Below are 21,276 nucleotides of genomic sequence, written 5' to 3'. Positions count from 1 at the left end.
CGGCGTCGCGCCGCCGTCTCAGCACGTGAAAATCTTGCCTGGATTCATCAGGTTGCGCGGATCGAGCGCGAGCTTGATCGCCCGCATCGTGTCGATCGCGTTGTCGCCGTGCTCCTTCGGCAGAAAGCGCATCTTGTGCAGCCCGACGCCGTGCTCGCCCGTGCAGGTGCCGCCGAGGCGCAGCGCGCGCTCGACGATCCGGTCGTTGATGTGTTCGGCTTCCGCGAGTTCCTCGGGCTTGTCGGGATCGATCAGGATCGCGACGTGGAAATTGCCGTCGCCGACGTGGCCGACGATCGGGCAGGGCAGCGACGACGCGCGCAGGTCGACTTCGGTTTCCTCGACGCACGCGGCGAGCTGCGAGATCGGCACGCACACGTCGGTCGTCACCGCGCGGCAGCCCGGTTTCAGCTGCAGCATCGCGAAGTACGCGTTGTGGCGCGCGGCCCAGAGCCGGGTACGGTCTTCGGGGCGTGTCGCCCATTCGAAGCCTTGGCCGTTGTTCTGGCCGGCGAGCGTCTGCACGAGTTCGGCCTGCTCCTTCACGCCGGCCTCGGTGCCGTGGAATTCGAAAAACAGCGTCGGCGCTTCGGTGAGCGTCAGGTTCGAATGGCGGTTGATCGAGCGCACGGCGAGCGCATCGACGAACTCAACGCGCGCGATCGGCACGCCGATCTGGATCGTCTCGATCACGGTGCGCACCGCGTCGCCCATCGTCGGGAACGTGCAGATCGCGGCCGACACGGCTTCCGGCAGCGGGTGCAGGCGCAGCGTGATTTCGGTGATCACGCCGAGCGTGCCTTCGGAGCCGACGAACAGGCGCGTGAGGTCGTAGCCTGCCGACGACTTGCGCGCGCGCGAGCCGGTTTTCACCACGCGGCCGTCGGCGAGCACCGCGGTCAGGCCGAGCACGTTCTCGCGCATCGTGCCGTAGCGCACGGCGTTGGTACCCGATGCGCGGGTCGCGGTCATTCCGCCGATGCTGGCGTCGGCGCCCGGATCGATCGGGAAGAACAGGCCGGTGTCGCGCAGCGCTTCGTTGAGCGCCTTGCGCGTGATGCCCGGCTCGACCGTCACGGTCAGGTCTTCGGCGTTGATCGACAGCACGCGGTTCATTTCCGACAGGTCGAGCGACACGCCGCCGCGCACCGCGAGCAGATGGCCTTCGAGCGACGAGCCGGCGCCGTACGGAATCAGCGGCACGCTGTAGAGCGAGCACAGCGACACGACTTCGCGCACGTCGTCCGCGCTGTGCGCGAACACGACGGCATCGGGCAGTTGCGGATCGAACGGCGATTCGTCGCGGCCGTGGTGCGCGCGGACCGCGTCGGCGGTCGACACGCGCTCGCCGAAGGCGGCGCGCAGCGCATCGAGCATGGCGGGAGGCAGCGGACGGCGCATGGTGGCCGGCGGGGCAGGGTGATTCACGAATGTCTCCTGACGGCTTGTCGAACTTTCGGCCCATTCTACGCTGTAACGTCCGCTGCGCCCGCCGCCGCGGGCTGCGATAATCGCGTTCCAGCCAACCGGGCCGCATCACGGCCGCGCACGAGAGGACATTCGCATGGGCAACCGCTTGAGCAAGATCGCCACGCGCACCGGCGACGACGGCACCACCGGCCTCGGCGACGGACGGCGCATCGGCAAGGACGACGCGCGGATCGCGGCGATCGGCGACGTCGACGAACTGAATTCGAACCTCGGCGTGCTGCTCGCCGAGACGCTGCCGGACGACGTGCGCACGGCGCTCGTCACGATCCAGCACGACCTGTTCGATCTCGGCGGCGAGTTGTGCATTCCCGGCCACACGGTGCTCGACGACACGCATCTCGCGCGCCTCGACCAGTGGCTTGCCGACTACAACGCGACGCTGCCGCCATTGAAGGAATTCATCCTGCCGGCCGGCTCGCGCGCGGCGTCGCTCGCGCACGTGTGCCGGACGGTGTGCCGCCGTGCGGAGCGCTCGATCGTCGCGCTCGGGCGCTCCGACACGCTCAATGACGCACCGCGGCGCTACGTGAACCGGCTGTCCGACCTGTTGTTCGTGCTGGCGCGCGTGTTGAACCGTGCCGGCGGCGGGGCGGACGTGCTGTGGGAGCGCGGCCGCGTCCGCTAATCCGTCGCGGTACGTTTGCGCACTGCGACAATTTGCCCGAGGAAAGCTTGTTTTTAAACATGTATTGTGTGTGCATGTTTAACGGAGAACGAACATGACCCACATCACCGCTGACCAGATGGCTCGCGTGAAGGCCACTGCCCCTGTTCTTGCCGTTCACGGCGCGACGATCACGAAGCACTTCTACCAGCGCATGTTCGCGCGCCATCCGGAACTGAAGAACCTGTTCAACCAGACGCACCAGAAGACCGGCAGCCAGCCGGAAACGCTCGCGAAGGCCGTTTATGCGTATGCGGCGAACATCGACAATCTCGGTGCGTTGGGCGGGGCGGTGTCGCACATCGCGCACAAGCACGCGAGCCTGAACATCCGCCCGGAGCATTACCCGATCGTCGGCGAGAACCTGCTCGCGTCGATCGTCGAAGTGCTCGGCGACGCGGTCGATGCCGAGACGCTCGAGGCATGGCGCGTCGCGTACGGCCAGCTCGCGCAGATCCTGATCGGCGTCGAGGCCGACCTGTACGCGGGCGCCGCGTGGAGCGGCTTCCGCCCGTTCAAGGTCGCACGCAAGGTGCGCGAGAGCGACGAGATCACGTCGTTCTACCTGACGCCCGCCGACGGCGGCGCGGCGCCGACCTTCGAGCCGGGCCAGTACCTCACGGTGAAGCGTTTCGTCGGCGATCTCGGCGTCGACCAGCCGCGCCAGTACAGCCTGTCCGATGCGCCGCACGGCAAGTGGCTGCGCATTTCGGTAAAGCGCGAGGGCGGCCAGCCGGAAGTGATCCCGGCCGGCAAGGTGTCGACGCTGATGCACGACGGTGTGGAAGAGGGCGCGATCGTCGAGGTCACTGCGCCGATGGGCGAATTCTCGCTGAAGCGTGGCGTCGAGACGCCGGTCGTGCTGATCTCCGGCGGGGTCGGCCTGACGCCGATGGTGTCGATGGCGTCGACGCTGGTCGAGGAAGGTAGTCCGCGTGAAGTGCGGTTCGTCCATGCATGCCGCTCGGGCGCGGTGCATGCGTTCCGCGACTGGCTGAACGACACGGTGCGCACGCATGCGAACGTCAAGCGGACGGTGCTGTACGAGCTGGTCGGCCCGAACGATCGCGTCGGCGTCGACCATGACCTGGAAGGGCGCCTCACGCCGGAACGCGTGCAGCACTACGCGCTGGTGCCGGACGCCGACTACTACGTCTGCGGCCCGATCGCGTTCATGAAGGCACAACGCGATGCGCTGGTCGCGCTGGGCGTCGCGCCGGAACGCATCAACACCGAGATCTTCGGTTCGGGCGCGCTCGAATGACGTACCGGCCGGCGGTCGGCGGCCAATAGTCGTGCATGTTGACGGTCGGCATGGTCGATTCGCTGGGTAGCTGGATGATGTTGGCTAGTCCAGCGGAACGACACGACGACCGCGGGCTGACCGCATGGCCAACCCGCCGGCAGGCGGGGGCCACGCGGTGCAGCCGGTTTGCGTCCGTCAGTTGCCGCTGCCGCGCGTGACGCGGCGTGCCTTGACCGATTCCGCGAGGCCTTCGAGCACCTTCACGCTGTCGTCCCACGCGATGCACGCGTCGGTGATGCTCTGGCCGTAGGTCAGTTCGCAGCCTTCCTTCAGGTCCTGGCGGCCCTCGACGAGGTGCGACTCGATCATCACGCCGACGATGCGGGCGTCGCCGGCCGCGATCTGGCGGCCGATGTCCGCACAAACGGGGATCTGGTTCTCGTGCTTCTTCGAGCTGTTCGCGTGGCTCGCGTCGATCATCAGGCGCGCGGCGAGGCCGGCCTTGCCGATGTCCGCGCAGGCGGCGTTCACGCTGTCCGCGTCGTAGTTCGGCGCCTTGCCGCCGCGCAGGATCACATGGCAGTCCTCGTTGCCGGCCGTCGACACGATCGCCGAGTGGCCGCCCTTCGTCACCGACAGGAAATGGTGCGGCTGCGATGCGGCCTTGATCGCGTCGACCGCGATCTTCACGTTGCCGTCGGTACCGTTCTTGAAGCCGACCGGGCACGACAGCCCCGACGCGAGCTCGCGGTGTACCTGCGACTCGGTCGTGCGCGCGCCGATCGCGCCCCACGAGATCAGGTCGGCGATGTATTGAGGGCTGATCATGTCGAGGTATTCGGTCGCGGCCGGCAGCCCCATCTCGTTGATCTGCAGCAGCAGCTCGCGCGCGGTGCGCAGCCCTTCGTTGATCTTGAAGCTGTTGTCGAGGTGCGGATCGTTGATGAGCCCCTTCCAGCCGACCGTCGTGCGCGGTTTCTCGAAGTACACGCGCATCACGATTTCCAGTTCGCCCTTGAAGCGCTCGCGCTCCTTCACGAGCCGGCCCGCGTATTCGATCGCCGCCTTCGTGTCATGGATCGAGCACGGCCCGACGACGACGATCAACCGGTCGTCCATCCCGTGCAGGATGCGGTGCATCGACTGGCGCGAGTTGTAGATCAGCTCGGACGCGGCTTCGGAGCACGCGAATTCGCGGATCAGGTGGGCGGGCGGCGTCAGTTCCTTGAGTTCGCGAATGCGGACGTCGTCGGTGTTGTGCGGGGGCATGCTGTTTCTCCTTGGTTCCGGGCGCCGTTCGATCAGTGGGCGTGCGGCAGATTCATCAATTCAAGCGATTCAGTGGTTTCGGTCGGGGCCGCGGGACCGCTGCGGCGGCAACCGGGTGGCGAAGGGCGAAAAAAAACCGCCGGGTTCGCCGGCGGTTTTTTCGGGAATTTCGGTTGCGCTTTACGCGCCATCAACCCTCTCGATCCGCCAGCGGTCTGAGATACCAAAAAAAGTAAAAGTAAAACTTGGCGGACATGACGGGAATTCGGTTCGTCAAAAAAGTTGATTCGGAATTTATACCGCGTCGCCGGGCCGCTGGCAACCGGGATCGGTCGAAAATGCGGAAAATCCGCGCGTTTTCTTCAAAATACGCGGATTGTCTGCGCTGCGATGCGGTTATGCCGTACCGCCGACCGTCATCCGGTCGATCCGCAGGGTCGGCTGGCCGACGCCGACCGGCACGCTCTGGCCTTCCTTGCCGCACACGCCGACACCCGAGTCGAGCGACATGTCGTTGCCGATCATGCTCACGTCCTTCAGCGATTCGGGGCCGCTGCCGATCAGCGTCGCGCCCTTCACCGGGTAGGTGATCTTGCCGTTCTCGATCATGTACGCCTCGGATGCCGAGAACACGAACTTGCCGTTCGTGATGTCGACCTGGCCACCGCCGAAGTTCACCGCGTACAGGCCGTTCTTCACCGACGCGATGATTTCCTGCGGATCCTTGTCGCCGTTCAGCATGTACGTGTTCGTCATGCGCGGCATCGGCAGCGCCGCGTACGACTCGCGCCGCGCGTTGCCCGTGACCGGCATCTTCATCAGGCGCGCGTTCAGCGTGTCCTGGATGTACCCCTTCAGGATGCCGTCCTCGATCAGCGTCGTGCACTGCGTCGGGTTGCCTTCGTCGTCGATGTTCAGCGAACCGCGGCGGTTCGGCAGCGTGCCGTCGTCGACGACGGTCACGCCCTTGGCTGCAACCCGCTCGCCGATCCGGCCCGCGAACGCGGACGAACCCTTGCGGTTGAAGTCGCCTTCGAGGCCGTGGCCGATCGCCTCGTGCAGCAGCACGCCCGGCCAGCCCGGCCCGAGCACGACCGTCATCGCGCCGGCCGGTGCGGGGCGGGCGTCGAGGTTGACGAGTGCGGCGTGCACGGCGTCGTCGACGTAGCGCGACAGGACATCGTCGGTGAAGTAGCCGTAGTCGAAGCGGCCGCCGCCGCCGCCGGAGCCGATCTCGCGGCGGCCGTTCTGCTCGGCGATCACGGTGACCGACACGCGCACGAGCGGACGGATGTCGGCCGCGAGCGCGCCGTCGCTGCGTGCGACCAGCACGACGTCGTATTCGCCGGCGAGGCCGGCCATCACCTGCGTGATGCGCGGGTCGCGCCCGCGCGCCATCTGCTCGATGCGCTCGAGCAGCTTGACCTTGGCCGTCGCGTCGAGCGACGCGAGCGGATCGGACGGCAGGTACAGGTCGCGGCCCGAGATGCCCTTTAGCGACGTCGCGGCCTTGATCTTCTGGCGGCCGCCACCGGCTGCCGCGATCGCCTTGGTGGCCGCGGCGGCTTGCGCGATCGCTTCCGGCGACAGGTCGTCCGAGTACGCGAACGCGGTGCGGTCGCCCGCGACCGCGCGCACGCCGACGCCCTGGTCGATGCTGAAGCTGCCCGATTTGACGATGCCTTCCTCGAGGCTCCACGCTTCGCTGCGGGTCGCCTGGAAGTACAGGTCCGCGTAGTCGACGCGGTGCGTGAAGATATCGGCGATCGTGCGCGTGAGCAGGCTTTCGTCGAGGCCGTACGGCGTGAGCAGGATGTCCTTCGCCAGCGCGAGGTTGCGGATGCCGGGTTCGATGATGTTCATGCGGATATCGGGGTTTCTCAAAAAGTTGTCGGGTGCTGCTGGGCAGATGGGTTGGCCGCGCGGCGTTTCAAGCGGCGCGGCGAATTCAGGTCAGTACGCGGTGCCGCCACGCGGGCAGGCTCTGGCGCACGTCGGCAATGCGTTGCGGATCGATCGCGCCGAGCACGACGCTCGCGCCGACATCGCGGACCGCGACGATCTCGCCCCACGGGTCGATCAGCATGCTGTGGCCCCAGGTGCGCCGGCCGTTCTCGTGCTTGCCGCCCTGCGCGGCCGCGAGCACGTAGCACTGGTTCTCGACGGCCCGCGCGCGCAGCAGCGTTTCCCAGTGCGCACGGCCGGTCGTGTACGTAAATGCCGACGGGACGACGATCAGCGCGCAGTCGCCCATCCGGCGATACAGCTCCGGAAAGCGAAGATCGTAACAGACCGACAGGCCGACCCGCCCGAACGGCGCGTCGAACGCGACGACGGTGTCGCCCGCGCGGATCGTGCGGGCCTCGTCGAACGATTCGTCGCCTTTCTCGAAGTTGAACAGGTGGATCTTGTCGTAGCGCGCGGCCTCGTTGCCGGACGGATCGAACACGAGCGTCGTGTTCAGCACGCGATCGGGCTCGGGCGCCTTCAGCGGCAGCGTGCCGCCGATCACCCAGATGCCGTGGCGGCGCGCGGCGTCCGCGAGGAAGCGCTGGATCGGGCCGTCCTGATACGGCTCGGCGAGCGCGAGCTTGTCGGTGTCGCGATGGCCCATGAAGCAGAAATACTCGGGCAGCAGCACGAGCTGTGCGCCTTCGCCGGCGGCTTCCGCGATCAGGCGGCGCGCTTCGGCGAGATTGCGTGTGACGTCCGGCGTGCTCACCATCTGCAGCGCGGCAACCCGGAAGGGTGTGGCGGAACGGGTGTGGTCGGTCATCGCGGGATCGGTTGCATCATAAATGGGGTGCGGCCCGGCGCCATGCGCGGCTCAATGACTCGGGTTCGCTGCATCGGCCGGACCGTGATTCATCTTACCCTGATCGCCCCGCACCCGCTCGATATGCGGGTGCGCCCACGAGCCGGTGATCGCGTAGTCGAGCGCGAACGCGTGCGACAGCGTCTCCGACAGCGCGTAGTTCGCGGCCAGCACGCCGATGCCGAGCAGCGGATTGATGATGGCCGCCCCGATCGCGGCTGCGCCCGCGCTGATTTTCGGCGCGACGTGCGCATGCAGGTCCTGCGTCTCGGTGCCGAGATCGACCGCGCCGCGCACGGTGACGTTCGCGGGCCCCGTCATCATCGAGAAATCGTCGGTGCGCGCGATTCCGTTCGAGATCCGGCCGGTACCGGTGATCTTGTCGAACGGCAGCCCCTTGCCGACCACGTCTCGGAAATTCAGCGTCAGGAAGCGCGCGAGGCTCTGCAGGCTCAGCACGCCGAGGAGTTTCGCCGCACCCGGATCGACCTTCAGGATCTGCCCGTGCTCGAGGTCGAGCGCGACCTGGCCGCCGAGCGACGGGAAATCGAGCGCGGTCGGGCCGCCGCGCCAGCCGACCTTGCCCGTCACCGTGCCGTGGCCGTCCGCGAGCGTGCGCGGCAGGCCGACGCGGTCGAGCAGTGCGCCCGCGTTGTCGATGTCGAGCTTGAAGTCGAACACGGTGCGGCGCGGCGCGTCGTTCTCGTCAGCGCCGCGGGCGAGCGCGCGGCGCGACGTGCGCCAGTTCCCGGTCGCCGTCAGCTTCGCGGCCGGGTTCGACAGCTCCAGCTTGTCGAGCTGCCACACGGGCGTGCCGTCTTCGTCGATGTTGCGTGCGTTGACGACGAGCCGGCCGATGTCGTGGTCGCGCGCGACGACCTGGTCGACGATCAGGTCGATCGACGGCATCGGGCGATCGGTCGGCGTCGGCAGGTTCATCGCACGGCCGACGAGGTCGTGCTGCGCGCTCTGCGGCACCACCAGCTTCGCGAGCCGCGCGTTCAGCACGCCTGCGCCGTTGTGGCCGCCGCCCGGCGCCCACGACAGGTAGCCCGACACCTGGTTCGACGCAATGTTCGCCTGCCAGAGATCGTCGACATGCGACGCACCGACGATCACGTTTTCCCAGTTGCGCTTGAGCAGCTTCAGCGTGCCGAAATGGAGCGCGAAACGCTTCGGCGCGAAGCTCGCGAAATCGACGCGTGGCGCGGCCTGCGGCTCCGGCGCGCGCGGCGTGTCGGGTTTCAGCGTGTGGGCGAGCGCGAGCCACGCGTCGGCGTCCAGCTCGCTGACGTCCACGGCCGCGCTCACGCCGTCTTGCGGCAGGTCGGGCATCCGGTGAATGCCCATCGCACCGCGCACCGCGCGCAGCGGCTGGCCGCGCGTCGCATCGAGCAGGTAGGTGGCCGACACGGGGCCGAGCGTCAGGTCGGCATGCTCGAGGCGCTTGCCGTCCGCTTGCGGCGCCGGCTGCAGCGTGAAGCTGAACGGCATCGGCGTGCCGGCCGGTTTCGCGAACGGCGCGGGGAAATTCAGTGCCACGCCGGTCAGGTCGGAATGCGCGCTGATGTCGGGCAGGCGGCCCGGCGCGCCGCGCACGGCGACCTTGTACGGCGCATCGCCGACCACGTGTTCGAGCAGCGCGGCCGCCGGACCGTGCAGGTTCAGGCCGCGCGCGGCGTCGAGCGCGAGCCGGCCGTCGACGTCCACGGTGTACGGACCATGCGACTGGAAGTTGCCGTTCGCGCACACCGGGCCGCCGAGGAAGCGTCCCGACAGGTCGTGCAGCGACGCGCCGGCCTCGGTGAAGCGGACGCTGCCGCGCAGCGCCGACAGCGGCGGCACGCCGCTGGTCGACAGCGTGTTGCCGCCGAACGCGAGCGCGCCTTCGATGTGCGTATGCGGATGTGCGACGTGCTGCGGAATCGTGATCTTGAGCGCGAGCGACGCGGGCCCCTGCGCATCGATCCGCTGGCCGATATGGCCGCTCATCGTGCCGAGCGAGCTGTTGTCCGCGTAATCGATCAGGTCGGCGAGCGGGCCCTGTGCATGGCCGTCGATGATCAGCGGCGAGTGGGACGGATTGCCGAGATCGTCGATACGGCCCGCGACCTTCGTCAGCGCGACGCGCTTGTAGTGCGCGCGGTCGATGTCGAAGCGCAGCTTGTTCTGCGTGAGCTCAAAGACGCCGTCGATCCCGTCGAGCGCCGGCCAGACGCTCGGCGTGCCGTTCGCGAGCTTGCGCGGCGGGTAGGGCGTCGGCTCGAAGCGGCCGCCGGTGAACGGCGCGACGATATGGAACACGCCGGCGTCGGGCTCGTGTTCGAACGGGAATTTCTCGAGCGGGCCGCGCGCGACGATCGACGCGCCCTTGGTCACCTTGCCGTCCTGCAGCGCGTGGCCGAGATAGTCGCGCAGATGCTCGGACATCCCGGTCGGCAGGTAGCGCGGAATGCGTGCCACCGACGCGCGCGCGAAATCGGCGCGCAGGTCGAGCGTGCCGCGGCCGTAGCCGGGATTCGTGTACGAGCCCGACACCGCGATTTCGGCATCGGGGTTCGACACGAGCAGGTCGGGCAGCGATACGTCGACGCGCGCGTGCTTCTCGCCGGGCGCGGGCGTGATGACCCACTTGGCGTTGCCGCGCAGCCGGTCGAACGTCAGGCGCGGTTCGTCGAATTCGCCGGGCACGGTGACGGCCGCATTGACCGTGTCGAAATGCGCGTTGCCGCCCGTTTCGTTCGCGTCGACGCGGCCCCACAGGTTCTCGATGCCCGGCCAGCCGGCGCGCGGGTGGCCGCGCGGCGAGAGCCCGGGCGGCGGCTCCTGGGCGGCGAAGCTGATGCCCTGCAGGTCGCCGAGGAACCGGTAGCGAACGATCGGTGCGGCGCCCGTGCGCCGCTCTTCGTCGGCGAGGTCGGCCCGCGCGGGTTTCGCGCGCTCGACCTCGATTTGATAGTTCTGCATCATCCCGCGCGGGTCGATCTTGATCAGCTCGTTGCGCAGGCGCGCCGGCAGCGGCAGCCCGCGGATGAACTCGCTGAGGATGCCGAGATCGACGCGGTCGCCGACGACGCTGATCAATTGCCCCTGCGTCGCGGTCGGTACGCGGTAGCGCGCCGTCAGCGTCGACAGCGCGAGCGAACGCGCGAGCGGCGTGCCGTCCGGTAGCGGCAGCTGGCCGAGCTCCGCGTTGAAGCGTGTCAGGTGCAGCGTGTAGTCGTGACCGGCGTCGAGCACCATGTCCCAGCCGAAGCCGACCGTCGGCACGTCGAGCCGCGGTTGCGTCGGGCGCACGCGCAGCGCGACGTCGGCGCCCTGCAGGTCGCCGCCCGCCGAGCGCAGGTGGCCATCGCTGAAGGTCGCCCAGATCGCGTTGTCGATCCGGCCCGCATGGATCGTCAGTGGCACGTCGAGGTAGCGCGTCAGCGTCTGCAGGTCGACGGGCCCCGTCGACAGGTACGCGTCGCCGGTCCAGTTCGACGGCTTGCCGATCGGCGCGAGCGGCTTGTGCCTGAAGCGTGCGCGGAAATCGAGCGGGCCGAGCAGCAGGGTGCCGTTCGCGGGCGCCTGCAGCGCGACCTTGTGCACGCGGCCGTTGTTGAGCACCGCGAGCCGGATGCCCGACAGCACGAGCTCGGGTGCGTCGTGTTGCGCGTCGCGCCAGCGCAGCGTGCCGCCGCGCAGCACGATCGCTTCCTGCTTCAGCAGCCAGGTGCCGAACGTGTCGTTGCCGCCGTGGGTGGTTGCCACGCCGACGCCTGCGACGCTCAGCGAGCCGTCGGCGGCGCGCGCGACGACGAGGTCGGGCTGGTCGACGATCAGGCTCGACAGCGCGGGCGACAGCCGCAGCAGCGACATCCACGACAGCGCGGCCGTCGCGTGCGGCACCGACAGCGCAACCTTGCCGTCGCGGCCGCGGATCGTCAGGTTCGTGAGTTCGACGCCCGGCTGCATGCCGGACCAGTTCGGGGAAAGCTTGCCGATCGAAAGCTGCGCGTGGAGCTTGTCGGACACCGCGCGCTCGATGCGCGGGCGGAATTCGTCGATGCGGGGCAGCAGGACATAGCGCAGCCCGAGGAACGCGCCGGACGCGACGAAGTAGGTGCCGATCCCGACTGCCAGCGTCACCCTGAACACGCGACGCAGGACCGGATGATCGTGCTTCGGAGGTCCCGCTTCGGGCGCAGCTACGGCGGATTCCTGACGGTCGGACATGCGGCGGACGGGCGGCGATATGGTAGTTTTGCAGACTGACGTTGAAATGTATCACACGGGTTCGTGCCGGCGGCCGTTGCGGCAGCGCGGCACGGGCTTTCCGGCGCGCGGTTTCGCGACGGACGCACGTGCGTCCCGCGATGCCGCGCCGAGTTCATGAGGCCGGTCGGCAGCGGGGCGCGCACGCGCCGGCCCGCGCCGGCCGGCCTTTCCGCCAGGCCCGCTTCTCGATGACCGACGCTTCCGCCCTGATCAGCACGTCCTATTCCCGATACCTTGCCCGCGCGGCTGCCGCGCGGCCCGCGCTCGCCGAGCAGGTGGCCGCGTGGGCGGCCGCGCCGCTCGGCCGCGCGCAGCTCGACGCGCGCCTCACCGAATTGCTCGCGATGCCGGCCGGCACGGCCGCGCCGAACGAGGAGCAACTGAAGCGCGCACTGCGGCAACTGCGCGCCGAGACGTTCGGCGCGGTCGCGGAGCGCGACCTGCGCGGGCTGGCCGACGTCGCCGAGGTGACGGGCGCGATGACCGATCTCGCCGAAGTGGCCGTGCAGCGCTCGCTCGCGCTGTTGTCGGCCGAACTCGAGGCAATGTACGGCGAGCCGCGCGGCGCCGACGGCCAGCGCGTCGTGCTCGGCGTGGTCGGGATGGGCAAGCTCGGTGGCCGCGAGCTGAACGTGTCGTCGGACATCGACCTGATCTTCGTCTACGAGGACGACGGCGAGACGACCGGCGGCACGCGTTCGCCGCTGTCCACGCAGGAATACTTCACGCGGCTCGGCCGGCGCCTGATCGGCGTGCTGTCCGAAGTCACGGCCGACGGCTACGTGTTTCGCGTCGACATGCGGCTGCGCCCGAACGGCGATTCGGGGCCGCTCGTGTGCAGCCTCGGGATGCTCGAGGAGTATTTCTACGTACAGGGGCGCGAGTGGGAGCGCTATGCGTGGATCAAGGGGCGGCTCGTGTCGGAAGGCGACAGCGACGCCGCGCAGCGGCTCGAGTCGCAGCTCGAGTCGATCGTCAAACCGTTCGTCTACCGCCGCTATCTGGATTTCGGCGTGATCGGCGCGATCCGGTCGCTGCACCAGCAGATCCGGCAGGAAGCCGCGCGCCGCGCGTCGATGCGGCCCGACAAGGCCGACGACATCAAGCTCGGGCGCGGCGGGATCCGCGAGATCGAGTTCAGCGCACAGGTGTTCCAGCTGATCCGCGGCGGCCAGGATGCCGAATTCCGCGTGCGGCCGACGCTCGCGGTACTGCGTCATGCGCAGGCGCGCGGGCTGATCGGCGAGGACGTGCGGGCACGCCTGTCCGATGCTTACAATTTCCTGCGCACGCTCGAGCACCGGCTGCAGTACCGCAACGACGCGCAGACGCACGCGATGCCGGTCGAACCGGATGAACGCGCGGCGCTGGCTGCGTCGCTCGGCTTTGCCGACTATGCGGCGTTGATGACGGTGCTGGACGGCCACCGGACCTTCGTCGAGGCGCAGTTCCACCAGATTTTCGCCGACAAGGTGAGCGGCGCCCCGTGTGCGGCCGGCGACGACACGGCAGCTGCGTGGATCTGGAGCGGCGCGCTGGCCGACGACGGCGAGGACGACGCGCTGGTCGCGCGCCTCGACGGCCTGGGCTTTGCCGATCCGGCCACCGTGCTCGCGCGGCTGCGCGCGATCTGGCAATCGTCGCGCTACACGGGGTTGCCGGAAAAGAGCCGGCAGCGCTTCGACAGCGTCGCGCAGCGGGCGCTCGACGCCGCGCCGAAGATCGATGCCGCGCGCCGCGACGACACGATCGTGCGCCTGTTCGACCTGCTCGAGACGGTCAGCCGGCGCGGCGTCTATCTCGCGCTGCTGACCGAATATCCGGCCGCGCTCGACCGCGTGCTGTCGGTGCTCGGCGCGACGCGCTGGGGCGGCGGCTACCTGATCCGTCATCCGCAGCTGCTCGACGAACTGCTCGACGACGAGGCGATCGCGAGCCCGTTCGACTGGCCCGTGTTCAAGGACGCGCTGCGCGCGCGCCTCGCGGCGGCCGACGGCCCCGAGCAGCAGATGGACCTGCTGCGCCATGCACAGCACGCGGAAGTGTTCCGGATCCTGCTGATCGACCTGGCCGGGCAGTTGTCGGTCGAGCATGTGAGCGACCGGTTGTCCGAGCTGGCCGACGCGGTGCTCGACGTGACGATCGAAGTGGTCTGGTCGCAGCTTGCGAAGCGCCATCGCGACGTGCCGAAGTTCGCGGTGATCGCATACGGCAAGCTGGGCGGCAAGGAGCTCGGCTACGCATCGGATCTCGACCTGATCTTCCTGTACGACGACCCCGACGAGCGCTCGGCGGATGTCTACACGACCTTCACTCGGCGGCTCATCACCTGGCTCACGACCGCGACCGGTGCCGGCGCGCTGTTCGACATCGACCTGCGGCTGCGGCCGAACGGCGAGGCCGGGCTGCTCGTCACCGATCTCGATGCGTTCCGCCGCTACCAGCTGCGCGAGGGCGATGCCGCGAACACGGCGTGGGTGTGGGAGCACCAGGCGCTGACGCGCGCCCGCTACAGCGCGGGCGATGCGCAGATCGGCGAGGATTTCGAGGCGATCCGCCAGCAGGTGCTGACGACGCCACGCGACGGCAGTGTGCTCGCGAAGGAGATCGTCGACATGCGCGGCAAGGTGTTTGCCGGCCATCCGAACCAGACCGAGCTGTTCGACCTGAAGCACGATCGCGGCGGGATGGTCGACATCGAGTTCATCGTCCAGTACTGGGTGCTGCTGCATGCGTCGAGCGACGCCGAGCTGATCCGTAACACGGGCAACATCGCGCTGCTGCGCGAGGTCGCGCGCTTCGGGCTGATGGGGGAGGACGAGGCCGAGCGCGTCGGCGCCGCGTACCGCAAGTACCGGAAGCTGCAGCACAAGCTGCGGCTCGACGGGATGGAGAAGGCGCGCGTCGAGCCGGCCGTGGTGGCCGACGAGCGGGCGGCGGTGACGGCGCTGTGGGAGCGTGTGTTCGGCGCGGTTGAAACGAGTGCTTGAAGCTGTCGTTTGAATCCGGTGTTCGAATCGGGCGTTCGAATCGAATGTCCGATTCGGCGGAGTAGGGCTGGCGGGCCCAAGCGGCCGCTTCCTGCGAAAAAAGACCGGCGCGTGCGCCGGTCTTTTCGCATTCGATGAACGGATAACGAATGGCTGGCGTCAGGCCGCCAGCATTTCCTTCGCGTGCTTGCGCGTCGTGGCCGTGATCTCGAGCCCGCCGAGCATCCGCGCGACTTCCTCGATCCGGTTGGCGCGGTCGAGTGCGACGACCGTCGACACCGTGCCGCCGCGATCGTCGCTGCCCTTCGCGACCTGGAAGTGATGGTCGCCGCGTGCGGCGACCTGCGGCAGGTGCGTCACGCACAGCACCTGGCGGTCGCGCCCGAGCTGGTGCAGCAGGCGACCGACCACTTCGGCGACGCCGCCGCCGATCCCCGTATCGACTTCGTCGAAGATCAATGTCGGCGTTGGGCTTGCCGCGCTGGCAATGACCGCGAGCGCGAGGCTGATCCGCGCGAGTTCGCCGCCCGACGCAACCTTCGCAAGCGGTCGCAGCGGCACGCCCGGGTGCCCGGCGACGCGGAATTCGACCTGTTCGAGCCCGTGCGGACCGCCGTCGGCGAGCGGCGCGAGCGCGACTTCGAAGCTGCCGCCCGCCATCGACAATTCCTGCATGCCGGCCGTGACGGCCGTGCCGAGCACCTTCGCGGCCTGCGCGCGCGCCTTGGACAGGTGCCGGGCGTCGGCGAGATAGGCTTCACGCGCCTTGGCCTGCGTCGCCTCGAGCGCGCCGAGATCGGCGGCCGCGTCGAGCGCGGCGAGCTGCGCGCGGCGCGCCGCATGTTCCTCGTGGAGCGTGTCGGGCGGCAGCCGGAACTTGCGGGCGGTCGAGTGCAGCGCATCGAGGCGCGTCTCGACCTGCGCGAGCCGCTCGGGATCGAGATCGACGCGCTGCGCGTAGTGCGACAGCGAATAGACGGCTTCCTGCAGCTGGATCTCGGCCGGTTCGAGCGACGCGAGCGCGTCGCCGAGCGTGGTGTCGTAGTCGGCCAGGCTGCGCAGTTTCGACACGATCGCGCCGAGTTGCGCGAGCATCGCATCGTCGGACTCGGACAGCGCGTTGAGTGCGCCGCGCACGCCTTCGATCAGGTTCGCCGAATGCGACAGTCGCTTGTGCTCGTTGCTGACTTCGTCCCATTCGCCGGGCTGCGGCGCGAGCTTGTCGAGCTCGGCGAGCTGCCACGCGAGCTTTTCGCGTTCGAGTTGCAGCTCGCGCTCGTGCGCCTTCGCGGCGTCGATCGCCTGCGTCGCGTCGCGCCACACGCGCCAGGCACGTGCGACGTTCGCCGCATCGGCGACGAGCCCCGCGTGCGTATCGAACAGCTCGCGCTGCGCGTCGGGCCGCATCAGCAGCTGGTGCGCGTGCTGGCCATGGATGTCGACGAGCATCTCGCCGAGTTCGCGCAGCTGCGCGAGCGTCGCGCTGGTGCCGTTGATGAACGCACGCGAACGGCCGTTTGCGTCGATCACACGGCGCAGCATCACGGTGTCCTCGGTGTCGAACGCGTGTTCGTCGAGCCAGCGCGCGACGCGGTCGTGCGGCGTGAATTCGGCCGTGATGTCGGCGCGGCCGCAGCCGGTGCGCACGACGCTCGCGTCGGCGCGTTCGCCGAGCGCAAGGGCAAGGGCGTCGATCAGGATCGATTTCCCGGCGCCTGTTTCGCCGGAAAAGACGGAAAAGCCGCTGTCGAATTCGAGATCGAGCGCGGCGACGATGACGAAGTCGCGGATCGAGAGGTGGCGGAGCATGATGTGGGGCGGGGTGGCGTCAGGACGCCTTGTCGTCTTCGTTCGAGGCGTGTTCGTTCCAGTGCAGCTTCTTGCGCAGCGTCGCGTAATAGCTGTAGCCGATCGGGTGCAGGAACGGCACCGTGTGCTTCGAGCGGCGCACCTCGATCGTATCGTTCAGTTCGAGCGACGTGAACGACTGCATGTCGAAGTTTACGTTGACGTCACGTCCGCCGACGATCTGGATCGCGATTTTCGAATCGTCGGGCAGCACGATCGGCCGGTTCGACAGCGCGTGCGGTGCGATCGGCACGAGCACGATGCCCGCCAGCTGCGGATGGAGGATCGGGCCGGCCGACGACAGCGCGTAGGCGGTCGAGCCGGTCGGCGTCGCGACGATCAGGCCGTCCGAACGCTGGTTGTACATGTACCGGCCGTCGACCGACGCGCGCAGCTCGACCATCCCGGAGAAGCCGCTGCGGTTCACGACGACGTCGTTGAACGCGAGTGCGTGGTAGATCGGTTCGCCGTCGCGCATGATCCGCGCCTCGAGCAGCGCGCGCTCCTCGCGCTCGAACTTGCCGGACAGCAGCACCGGGACGAGCGTGTGCATGTCGGCGGCCGCGATGTCCGTAATGAAGCCGAGCCGCCCGTGGTTGATCCCGATCAGCGGGGTCCGGTACGGCGCCAGCTGGCGGCCGATGCCGAGCATCGTGCCGTCGCCGCCGAGCACGACCGCCACGTCCGCACGCGCCCCGATTTCGGCCGGGGTGAGCGCCGGGTAGCCGGTGATGCCGATCTCGCGCGCGGTATCGCCTTCGAACACGACCTCGAAGCCGAGCTTCGCGAGGCTGGCAGCCAGCGTGGCGAGCGGTTCGGCGATCACGGGCGTGTTGCTCCGGCCGACGAGCGCGACAGTATTGAACTGATTACCGGTTTTCATGCCGGCATTACACCATAGCTCGTTGACGAAAAGAACCGGCCGCGCGCCGACGGGGCCGGATCGGGCCGGCCCGCGCAACGGTGGGCGACGCCACTCGCCGCGGTCGCGCGGTTGCGCTAAAATTTTCCACCATGCTAGATCCTCGCGCACGAACCCTCCTGAAAACCCTGATCGAACGGTATATCGCCGACGGTCAGCCAGTCGGATCGCGCACGTTGTCCCGTTACTCCGGGCTCGAGCTGAGCCCGGCGACGATCCGCAACGTGATGTCCGACCTGGAGGAGCTCGGCCTCGTGTCGAGCCCGCACACGTCGGCCGGCCGCGTGCCGACGCCGCGCGGCTACCGGCTGTTCGTCGACACGATGCTGACGGTCGAGGTGCCGATCGACGCCGAGGCCGTCGCGCGGCAGGTACAGAACACGCTGCAGGCCGGCGAGCCACAGCAGCGTGTGGTCGCGGCCGCCGCGAGCGTGCTGTCGAACCTGTCGCAGTTCGCGGGCGTCGTGCTGACGCCGCGCCGCAGCCACGTGTTCAAGCAGATCGAGTTCATGCGCCTGTCCGACAAGCGCATCCTGCTGATCATCGTCACGCCCGAGGGCGACGTGCAGAACCGGATGCTCGCCACGCCGCGCGACTATTCGCCGTCGCAGCTGACCGAGGCGTCCAACTACATCAACGCGCATTTCGCCGGCTTGTCGTTCGACGAGGTGCGCCGCCGCCTGCGCGACGAGATCGACCAGTTGCGCGGCGACATGACCACGCTGATGCACGCGGCCGTGACGGCCAGTACCGAGGTGCCCGACACCGAGGACACCGTGCTGATTTCCGGCGAGCGCAACCTGCTCGAAGTGGCGGATCTTTCGTCCGACATGGCGCGGCTGCGCAAGCTGTTCGACGTGTTCGACCAAAAGACGGGCCTCCTGCAACTGCTCGACGTGTCGAGCCACGCCCAGGGCGTGCAGATCTTCATCGGCGGAGAATCGACGCTCGTGCCGATCGAGGAAATGAGCGTCGTCACCGCGCCGTACGAGGTGAACGGGCAGATCGTCGGCACGCTCGGCGTGATCGGCCCGACCCGCATGGCGTACAACCGCGTGATACCGATCGTCGACATCACCGCGCGCCTGCTGTCGCTCACGCTGAGCCAGCAATAGCCGGCGATCGGCAACCTGATCCCGCCCCGTCATCGTGTCGCAATGCCGCACGCGCCGACAGTCGGCCGAACGGTACGGGGTGGCCCGCTATAATTGAGAGCCGTCCGGTCCCGTGCCCCGAGCACGTTCTTGCCCATGCGTTTCGATCTTGAGCCGCCTTCGAGCATCGCGGCCGCCCATCGCATCGGTGTGCTGCTGATCAATCTCGGCACGCCCGACGCACCCACGCCGCGCGCGGTGCGGCGCTACCTGGCCGAATTCCTGTCGGATCCGCGAGTCGTCGAGATTCCGCAGGCCGTCTGGCAGGTGCTGCTGCGCACGCTGATCCTGCCGCTGCGCGGCCGCGCGTCCGCGAAGAAATACGCGGCCGTCTGGATGCCCGAAGGCTCGCCGCTGCGCGTCCATACCGAGCGCCAGACCGACGCCGTGCGGCACCTGCTCACGTCGAACGGCTATCACGTGATGGTCGACTACGCGATGCGCTACGGCAGCCCGAACATTTCGCACGCACTCGCGCAGTTCAAGCGCGCGGGCGTCGAGCGCGTGTTGCTGATGCCGATGTATCCGCAATATTCGGCGTCGACCACGGCCACCGCCTTCGATGCCGCCTTCGACGCGCTCGCGCGCATGCGCAACCAGCCGGAAGTGCGCACCGTGCGGCATTACGCCGACCATCCGGCCTATATCCACGCGCTGGCCGAGCAGGTGCGCCAGTACTGGGCGCAGCACGGCCGGCCCGACTTCGCGGCCGGCGACAAGCTCGTGCTGAGTTTCCACGGCGTGCCGAAGCGCACGCTCGACCTCGGCGACCCGTATCACGACCAGTGCCAGCAGACGGGCGCGTTGCTGATGGCTGCGCTCGGACTGTCGACGACCGAATGCCGTGTCACGTTCCAGTCACGCTTCGGCAAGGCCGAATGGCTTCAGCCCTACACCGCACCGACGCTGCGCGAGTTCGGCGAGGCCGGCGTGCGGCGCGCCGACGTGTTCTGTCCCGGTTTTACGGCCGATTGCCTGGAGACGATCGAGGAGATCGGCATGGAAGTGCGCGACGAGTTCCTGGCCGGCGGCGGCAAGACATTCCACCGCATTCCGTGCCTGAACGGCGCGCCCGCATGGATCGGCGCACTCGGCGAGATCGTCGCCGAGAATCTGCAGGGCTGGCCCGTCAGGGCCGCGCAGCCCGAAACGGTGAGTGAAGTGCGATGAATTACAAGATTTCGACAGAACCGGGCGCGAAGCTGCGCATCGACAAATGGCTATGGGCGGCCCGCTTCTTCAAGACGCGCTCGCTCGCGACCGATGCGGTCGACAAGGGGCACGTGAAGATCGGCGGCGCGGCGGTCAAGCCGGCCAAGGAAGTGCGCGTCGGCGACGAGGTCGAGATTGCGATGGACGGCATCGTCTGGCACATTGCCGTGCTCGGCGTGTGCGACGTGCGCGGGCCGGCGAGCGTTGCCCAGACGCTTTATACGGAAACGGAAGCGGGGCGGGCCGCGCGGCTCGCCGAACTGGAGCGGCGTCGCACGTATCGCGAGCCGGCGGCCGAACTGCACGGCCGGCCGACGAAGCGCGACCGGCGCATCATCGACAGATTTTCTGGTGGGAGCTGAACATCTGGTCGAACGTCGCCCGCGCGCTCCCGTATTCGGTCGTGCGGTCGGTGACGGCTCCCGACAGGCAGATGGTGGTGGTGCCGGCAATGAGTACCAGCGCGACCACCGAAATCGCAAAGGTCAGTTTCACGGTACTCCCCTCGAGAAGAAGGGTGAAAACGGCGCCAGGTGGTGGTTGTAAGGCGTCGGTCAGCTAAGGGTAAACACGCTTTTTCGACGCTTGAGTGGAGTGTAGTGCAGCGGGCCTGTGCCAAGCTAGTACTTGCCAGGTAAGCGTTGTTACAGCCAGTTTCGCCCGATCTGGCGGACTATGCGGGCAACGCACCGTCGGGCAGCACGGTTGTTTCGCGGCATTGGAGAATGCCGGCGAATAACCCTCTTGAAATCGCAGTTTTCACCCTTATTTGCACCAACAATGTGCGGTGCCGCCGGGTATACGGTCTGGCGGTTGCCGATTTGGCTTCAACCTCTAATCGACTTTCAGCGACATGGAAAACACGCAAGAGAACCCGGCTACCCAATCGGCCGAAGACATCGGTAGCGAGAAGCAGGCGGCGCAAGGCGCTGCTCCCGCCGCCGAAGCAGCCGACGCGGCGCTCGCGGAGGCTCAAGCCAAGGTCGCCGAGCTGCAGGAGAGCTACCTGCGGGCGAAGGCCGAGACCGAGAACGTCCGCCGTCGCGCGCAGGACGACGTCTCGAAGGCGCACAAGTTCGCGATCGAGAGCTTCGCGGAACACCTGCTGCCGGTGCTGGACAGCCTGGAAGCGGCCGTCAACGATACGTCCGGCGATATCGCGAAGGTGCGTGAAGGCGTCGAGCTGACGCTGCGCCAGCTGACGAGCGCGCTCGAGAAGGGCCGCGTCGTCGCGCTCAACCCGGTCGGCGAGAAGTTCGATCCGCACCAGCACCAGGCGATTTCGATGGTACCGGCCGACCAGGAGCCGAACACCGTCGTCACCGTGCTGCAAAAGGGCTATACGATCGCCGACCGCGTGCTGCGTCCGGCGCTCGTCACCGTCGCCCAGCCGAAGTAAGGCCGC

16 protein-coding genes are annotated in these 21,276 nt (G+C 68.2%); 8 read left to right on the top strand and 8 right to left on the bottom strand.

Annotation, left to right across the window (positions count from 1 at the left end; all coding sequences use genetic code 11):
* Positions 1-18 precede the first annotated feature (18 nt).
* Entirely contained in the window at positions 19-1,428 is a 1,410-nt protein-coding gene (locus U5809_RS31515) for an FAD-binding oxidoreductase (protein WP_322089397.1), read from the bottom strand.
* A gap of 136 nt (positions 1,429-1,564) precedes the next feature.
* On the opposite strand from U5809_RS31515, the gene U5809_RS31510 reads away from it, so the two are divergent.
* Both U5809_RS31510 and hmpA read left to right on the top strand, forming a co-directional pair.
* Positions 1,565-2,116: a cob(I)yrinic acid a,c-diamide adenosyltransferase gene (locus tag U5809_RS31510; protein WP_322089396.1), complete on the top strand. Its 552-nt coding sequence runs from the start codon at positions 1,565-1,567 to the stop codon at positions 2,114-2,116.
* 94 nt (positions 2,117-2,210) lie between these two features.
* The gene (gene hmpA / locus U5809_RS31505) at positions 2,211-3,419 is read left to right on the top strand and encodes an NO-inducible flavohemoprotein (RefSeq protein WP_322089395.1); all 1,209 of its coding nucleotides are present in this window, start codon (positions 2,211-2,213) and stop codon (positions 3,417-3,419) included.
* Between the two features lie 177 nt (positions 3,420-3,596).
* Here hmpA and aroG read toward each other — a convergent pair whose 3' ends face one another.
* On the bottom strand, positions 3,597-4,670 hold the full coding sequence (gene aroG / locus U5809_RS31500; protein ID WP_046544980.1) for a 3-deoxy-7-phosphoheptulonate synthase AroG: 1,074 nt from the start codon (positions 4,668-4,670) through the stop codon (positions 3,597-3,599).
* Between aroG and U5809_RS31495 the strand changes: the two genes are divergently transcribed.
* Positions 4,669-4,956, top strand: a complete 288-nt coding sequence (locus U5809_RS31495; RefSeq protein WP_322089394.1) for a hypothetical protein — start codon at positions 4,669-4,671, stop codon at positions 4,954-4,956. The genes aroG and U5809_RS31495 overlap by 2 nt on opposite strands.
* Before the next feature lie 110 nt (positions 4,957-5,066).
* On the opposite strand, the gene tldD is transcribed toward U5809_RS31495, so the two are convergent.
* The 3 genes from tldD to U5809_RS31480 form a co-directional block, all read right to left on the bottom strand.
* Positions 5,067-6,533: a metalloprotease TldD gene (tldD, locus tag U5809_RS31490; RefSeq protein ID WP_174913396.1), complete on the bottom strand. Its 1,467-nt coding sequence runs from the start codon at positions 6,531-6,533 to the stop codon at positions 5,067-5,069.
* Positions 6,534-6,618: 85 nt separating this feature from the next.
* On the bottom strand, positions 6,619-7,446 hold the full coding sequence (locus U5809_RS31485) for a carbon-nitrogen hydrolase family protein (RefSeq protein ID WP_176050538.1): 828 nt from the start codon (positions 7,444-7,446) through the stop codon (positions 6,619-6,621).
* A gap of 51 nt (positions 7,447-7,497) precedes the next feature.
* Complete coding sequence (locus U5809_RS31480; RefSeq protein ID WP_322089393.1) at positions 7,498-11,703, bottom strand: YhdP family protein; 4,206 nt, start codon at positions 11,701-11,703, stop codon at positions 7,498-7,500.
* Between the two features lie 230 nt (positions 11,704-11,933).
* On the opposite strand from U5809_RS31480, the gene glnE reads away from it, so the two are divergent.
* Entirely contained in the window at positions 11,934-14,735 is a 2,802-nt protein-coding gene (gene glnE, locus U5809_RS31475; protein ID WP_322089392.1) for a bifunctional [glutamate--ammonia ligase]-adenylyl-L-tyrosine phosphorylase/[glutamate--ammonia-ligase] adenylyltransferase, read from the top strand.
* Between the two features lie 159 nt (positions 14,736-14,894).
* Here the strand turns inward: glnE and recN are convergent, their stop codons facing one another.
* Positions 14,895-16,544 carry a DNA repair protein RecN gene (recN, locus tag U5809_RS31470; protein ID WP_322089391.1) on the bottom strand — a complete coding sequence of 550 codons (1,650 nt, stop codon included), beginning with the start codon at positions 16,542-16,544 and terminating at the stop codon, positions 14,895-14,897.
* 19 nt (positions 16,545-16,563) lie between these two features.
* Positions 16,564-17,466, bottom strand: coding sequence for an NAD kinase (locus U5809_RS31465; RefSeq protein ID WP_176050543.1), 903 nt, complete (start codon positions 17,464-17,466; stop codon positions 16,564-16,566).
* Between the two features lie 131 nt (positions 17,467-17,597).
* Between U5809_RS31465 and hrcA the strand changes: the two genes are divergently transcribed.
* The 3 genes from hrcA (at position 17,598) to U5809_RS31450 (ending at position 20,233) form a co-directional block, all read left to right on the top strand.
* Positions 17,598-18,620 (top strand): heat-inducible transcriptional repressor HrcA, encoded by a 1,023-nt coding sequence (gene hrcA, locus U5809_RS31460; RefSeq protein WP_021162218.1) that lies wholly within the window; start codon positions 17,598-17,600, stop codon positions 18,618-18,620.
* Between the two features lie 135 nt (positions 18,621-18,755).
* The gene (gene hemH / locus U5809_RS31455; protein ID WP_322089390.1) at positions 18,756-19,829 is read left to right on the top strand and encodes a ferrochelatase; all 1,074 of its coding nucleotides are present in this window, start codon (positions 18,756-18,758) and stop codon (positions 19,827-19,829) included.
* Positions 19,826-20,233 (top strand): RNA-binding S4 domain-containing protein, encoded by a 408-nt coding sequence (locus tag U5809_RS31450; protein ID WP_322089389.1) that lies wholly within the window; start codon positions 19,826-19,828, stop codon positions 20,231-20,233. The genes hemH and U5809_RS31450 overlap by 4 nt, the downstream gene beginning before the upstream one ends.
* On the opposite strand, the gene U5809_RS31445 is transcribed toward U5809_RS31450, so the two are convergent.
* On the bottom strand, positions 20,205-20,366 hold the full coding sequence (locus tag U5809_RS31445) for a hypothetical protein (RefSeq protein ID WP_006476841.1): 162 nt from the start codon (positions 20,364-20,366) through the stop codon (positions 20,205-20,207). The two genes, U5809_RS31450 and U5809_RS31445, sit on opposite strands and share 29 nt — an antisense overlap.
* 358 nt (positions 20,367-20,724) lie before the next feature.
* On the opposite strand from U5809_RS31445, the gene grpE reads away from it, so the two are divergent.
* Positions 20,725-21,270: a nucleotide exchange factor GrpE gene (gene grpE, locus U5809_RS31440; protein ID WP_176050547.1), complete on the top strand. Its 546-nt coding sequence runs from the start codon at positions 20,725-20,727 to the stop codon at positions 21,268-21,270.
* The last annotated feature ends 6 nt before the right edge of the window (positions 21,271-21,276 follow it).

The sequence above is a fragment of the Burkholderia sp. BCC1999 genome (assembly GCF_905339975.1).
Lineage (GTDB): Bacteria > Pseudomonadota > Gammaproteobacteria > Burkholderiales > Burkholderiaceae > Burkholderia.
Note: the sequence above shows the minus strand (reverse complement) of the source record. Positions and strands in the feature narration are given on the sequence as shown.

Excerpts from the sequence above, each read along its gene's own strand:
- U5809_RS31510 (WP_322089396.1), top strand. The coding sequence starts at position 1,565 with ATGGGCAACCGCTTGAGCAAGATCGCCACGCGCACCGGCGACGACGGC.
- hmpA (WP_322089395.1), top strand. The coding sequence starts at position 2,211 with ATGACCCACATCACCGCTGACCAGATGGCTCGCGTGAAGGCCACTGCC.
- U5809_RS31495 (WP_322089394.1), top strand. The coding sequence starts at position 4,669 with ATGCTGTTTCTCCTTGGTTCCGGGCGCCGTTCGATCAGTGGGCGTGCG.
- aroG (WP_046544980.1), bottom strand. The coding sequence starts at position 4,670 with ATGCCCCCGCACAACACCGACGACGTCCGCATTCGCGAACTCAAGGAA.
- tldD (WP_174913396.1), bottom strand. The coding sequence starts at position 6,533 with ATGAACATCATCGAACCCGGCATCCGCAACCTCGCGCTGGCGAAGGAC.
- U5809_RS31485 (WP_176050538.1), bottom strand. The coding sequence starts at position 7,446 with ATGACCGACCACACCCGTTCCGCCACACCCTTCCGGGTTGCCGCGCTG.
- U5809_RS31480 (WP_322089393.1), bottom strand. The coding sequence starts at position 11,703 with ATGTCCGACCGTCAGGAATCCGCCGTAGCTGCGCCCGAAGCGGGACCT.
- glnE (WP_322089392.1), top strand. The coding sequence starts at position 11,934 with ATGACCGACGCTTCCGCCCTGATCAGCACGTCCTATTCCCGATACCTT.
- recN (WP_322089391.1), bottom strand. The coding sequence starts at position 16,544 with ATGCTCCGCCACCTCTCGATCCGCGACTTCGTCATCGTCGCCGCGCTC.
- U5809_RS31465 (WP_176050543.1), bottom strand. The coding sequence starts at position 17,466 with ATGAAAACCGGTAATCAGTTCAATACTGTCGCGCTCGTCGGCCGGAGC.
- hrcA (WP_021162218.1), top strand. The coding sequence starts at position 17,598 with ATGCTAGATCCTCGCGCACGAACCCTCCTGAAAACCCTGATCGAACGG.
- hemH (WP_322089390.1), top strand. The coding sequence starts at position 18,756 with ATGCGTTTCGATCTTGAGCCGCCTTCGAGCATCGCGGCCGCCCATCGC.
- U5809_RS31450 (WP_322089389.1), top strand. The coding sequence starts at position 19,826 with ATGAATTACAAGATTTCGACAGAACCGGGCGCGAAGCTGCGCATCGAC.
- grpE (WP_176050547.1), top strand. The coding sequence starts at position 20,725 with ATGGAAAACACGCAAGAGAACCCGGCTACCCAATCGGCCGAAGACATC.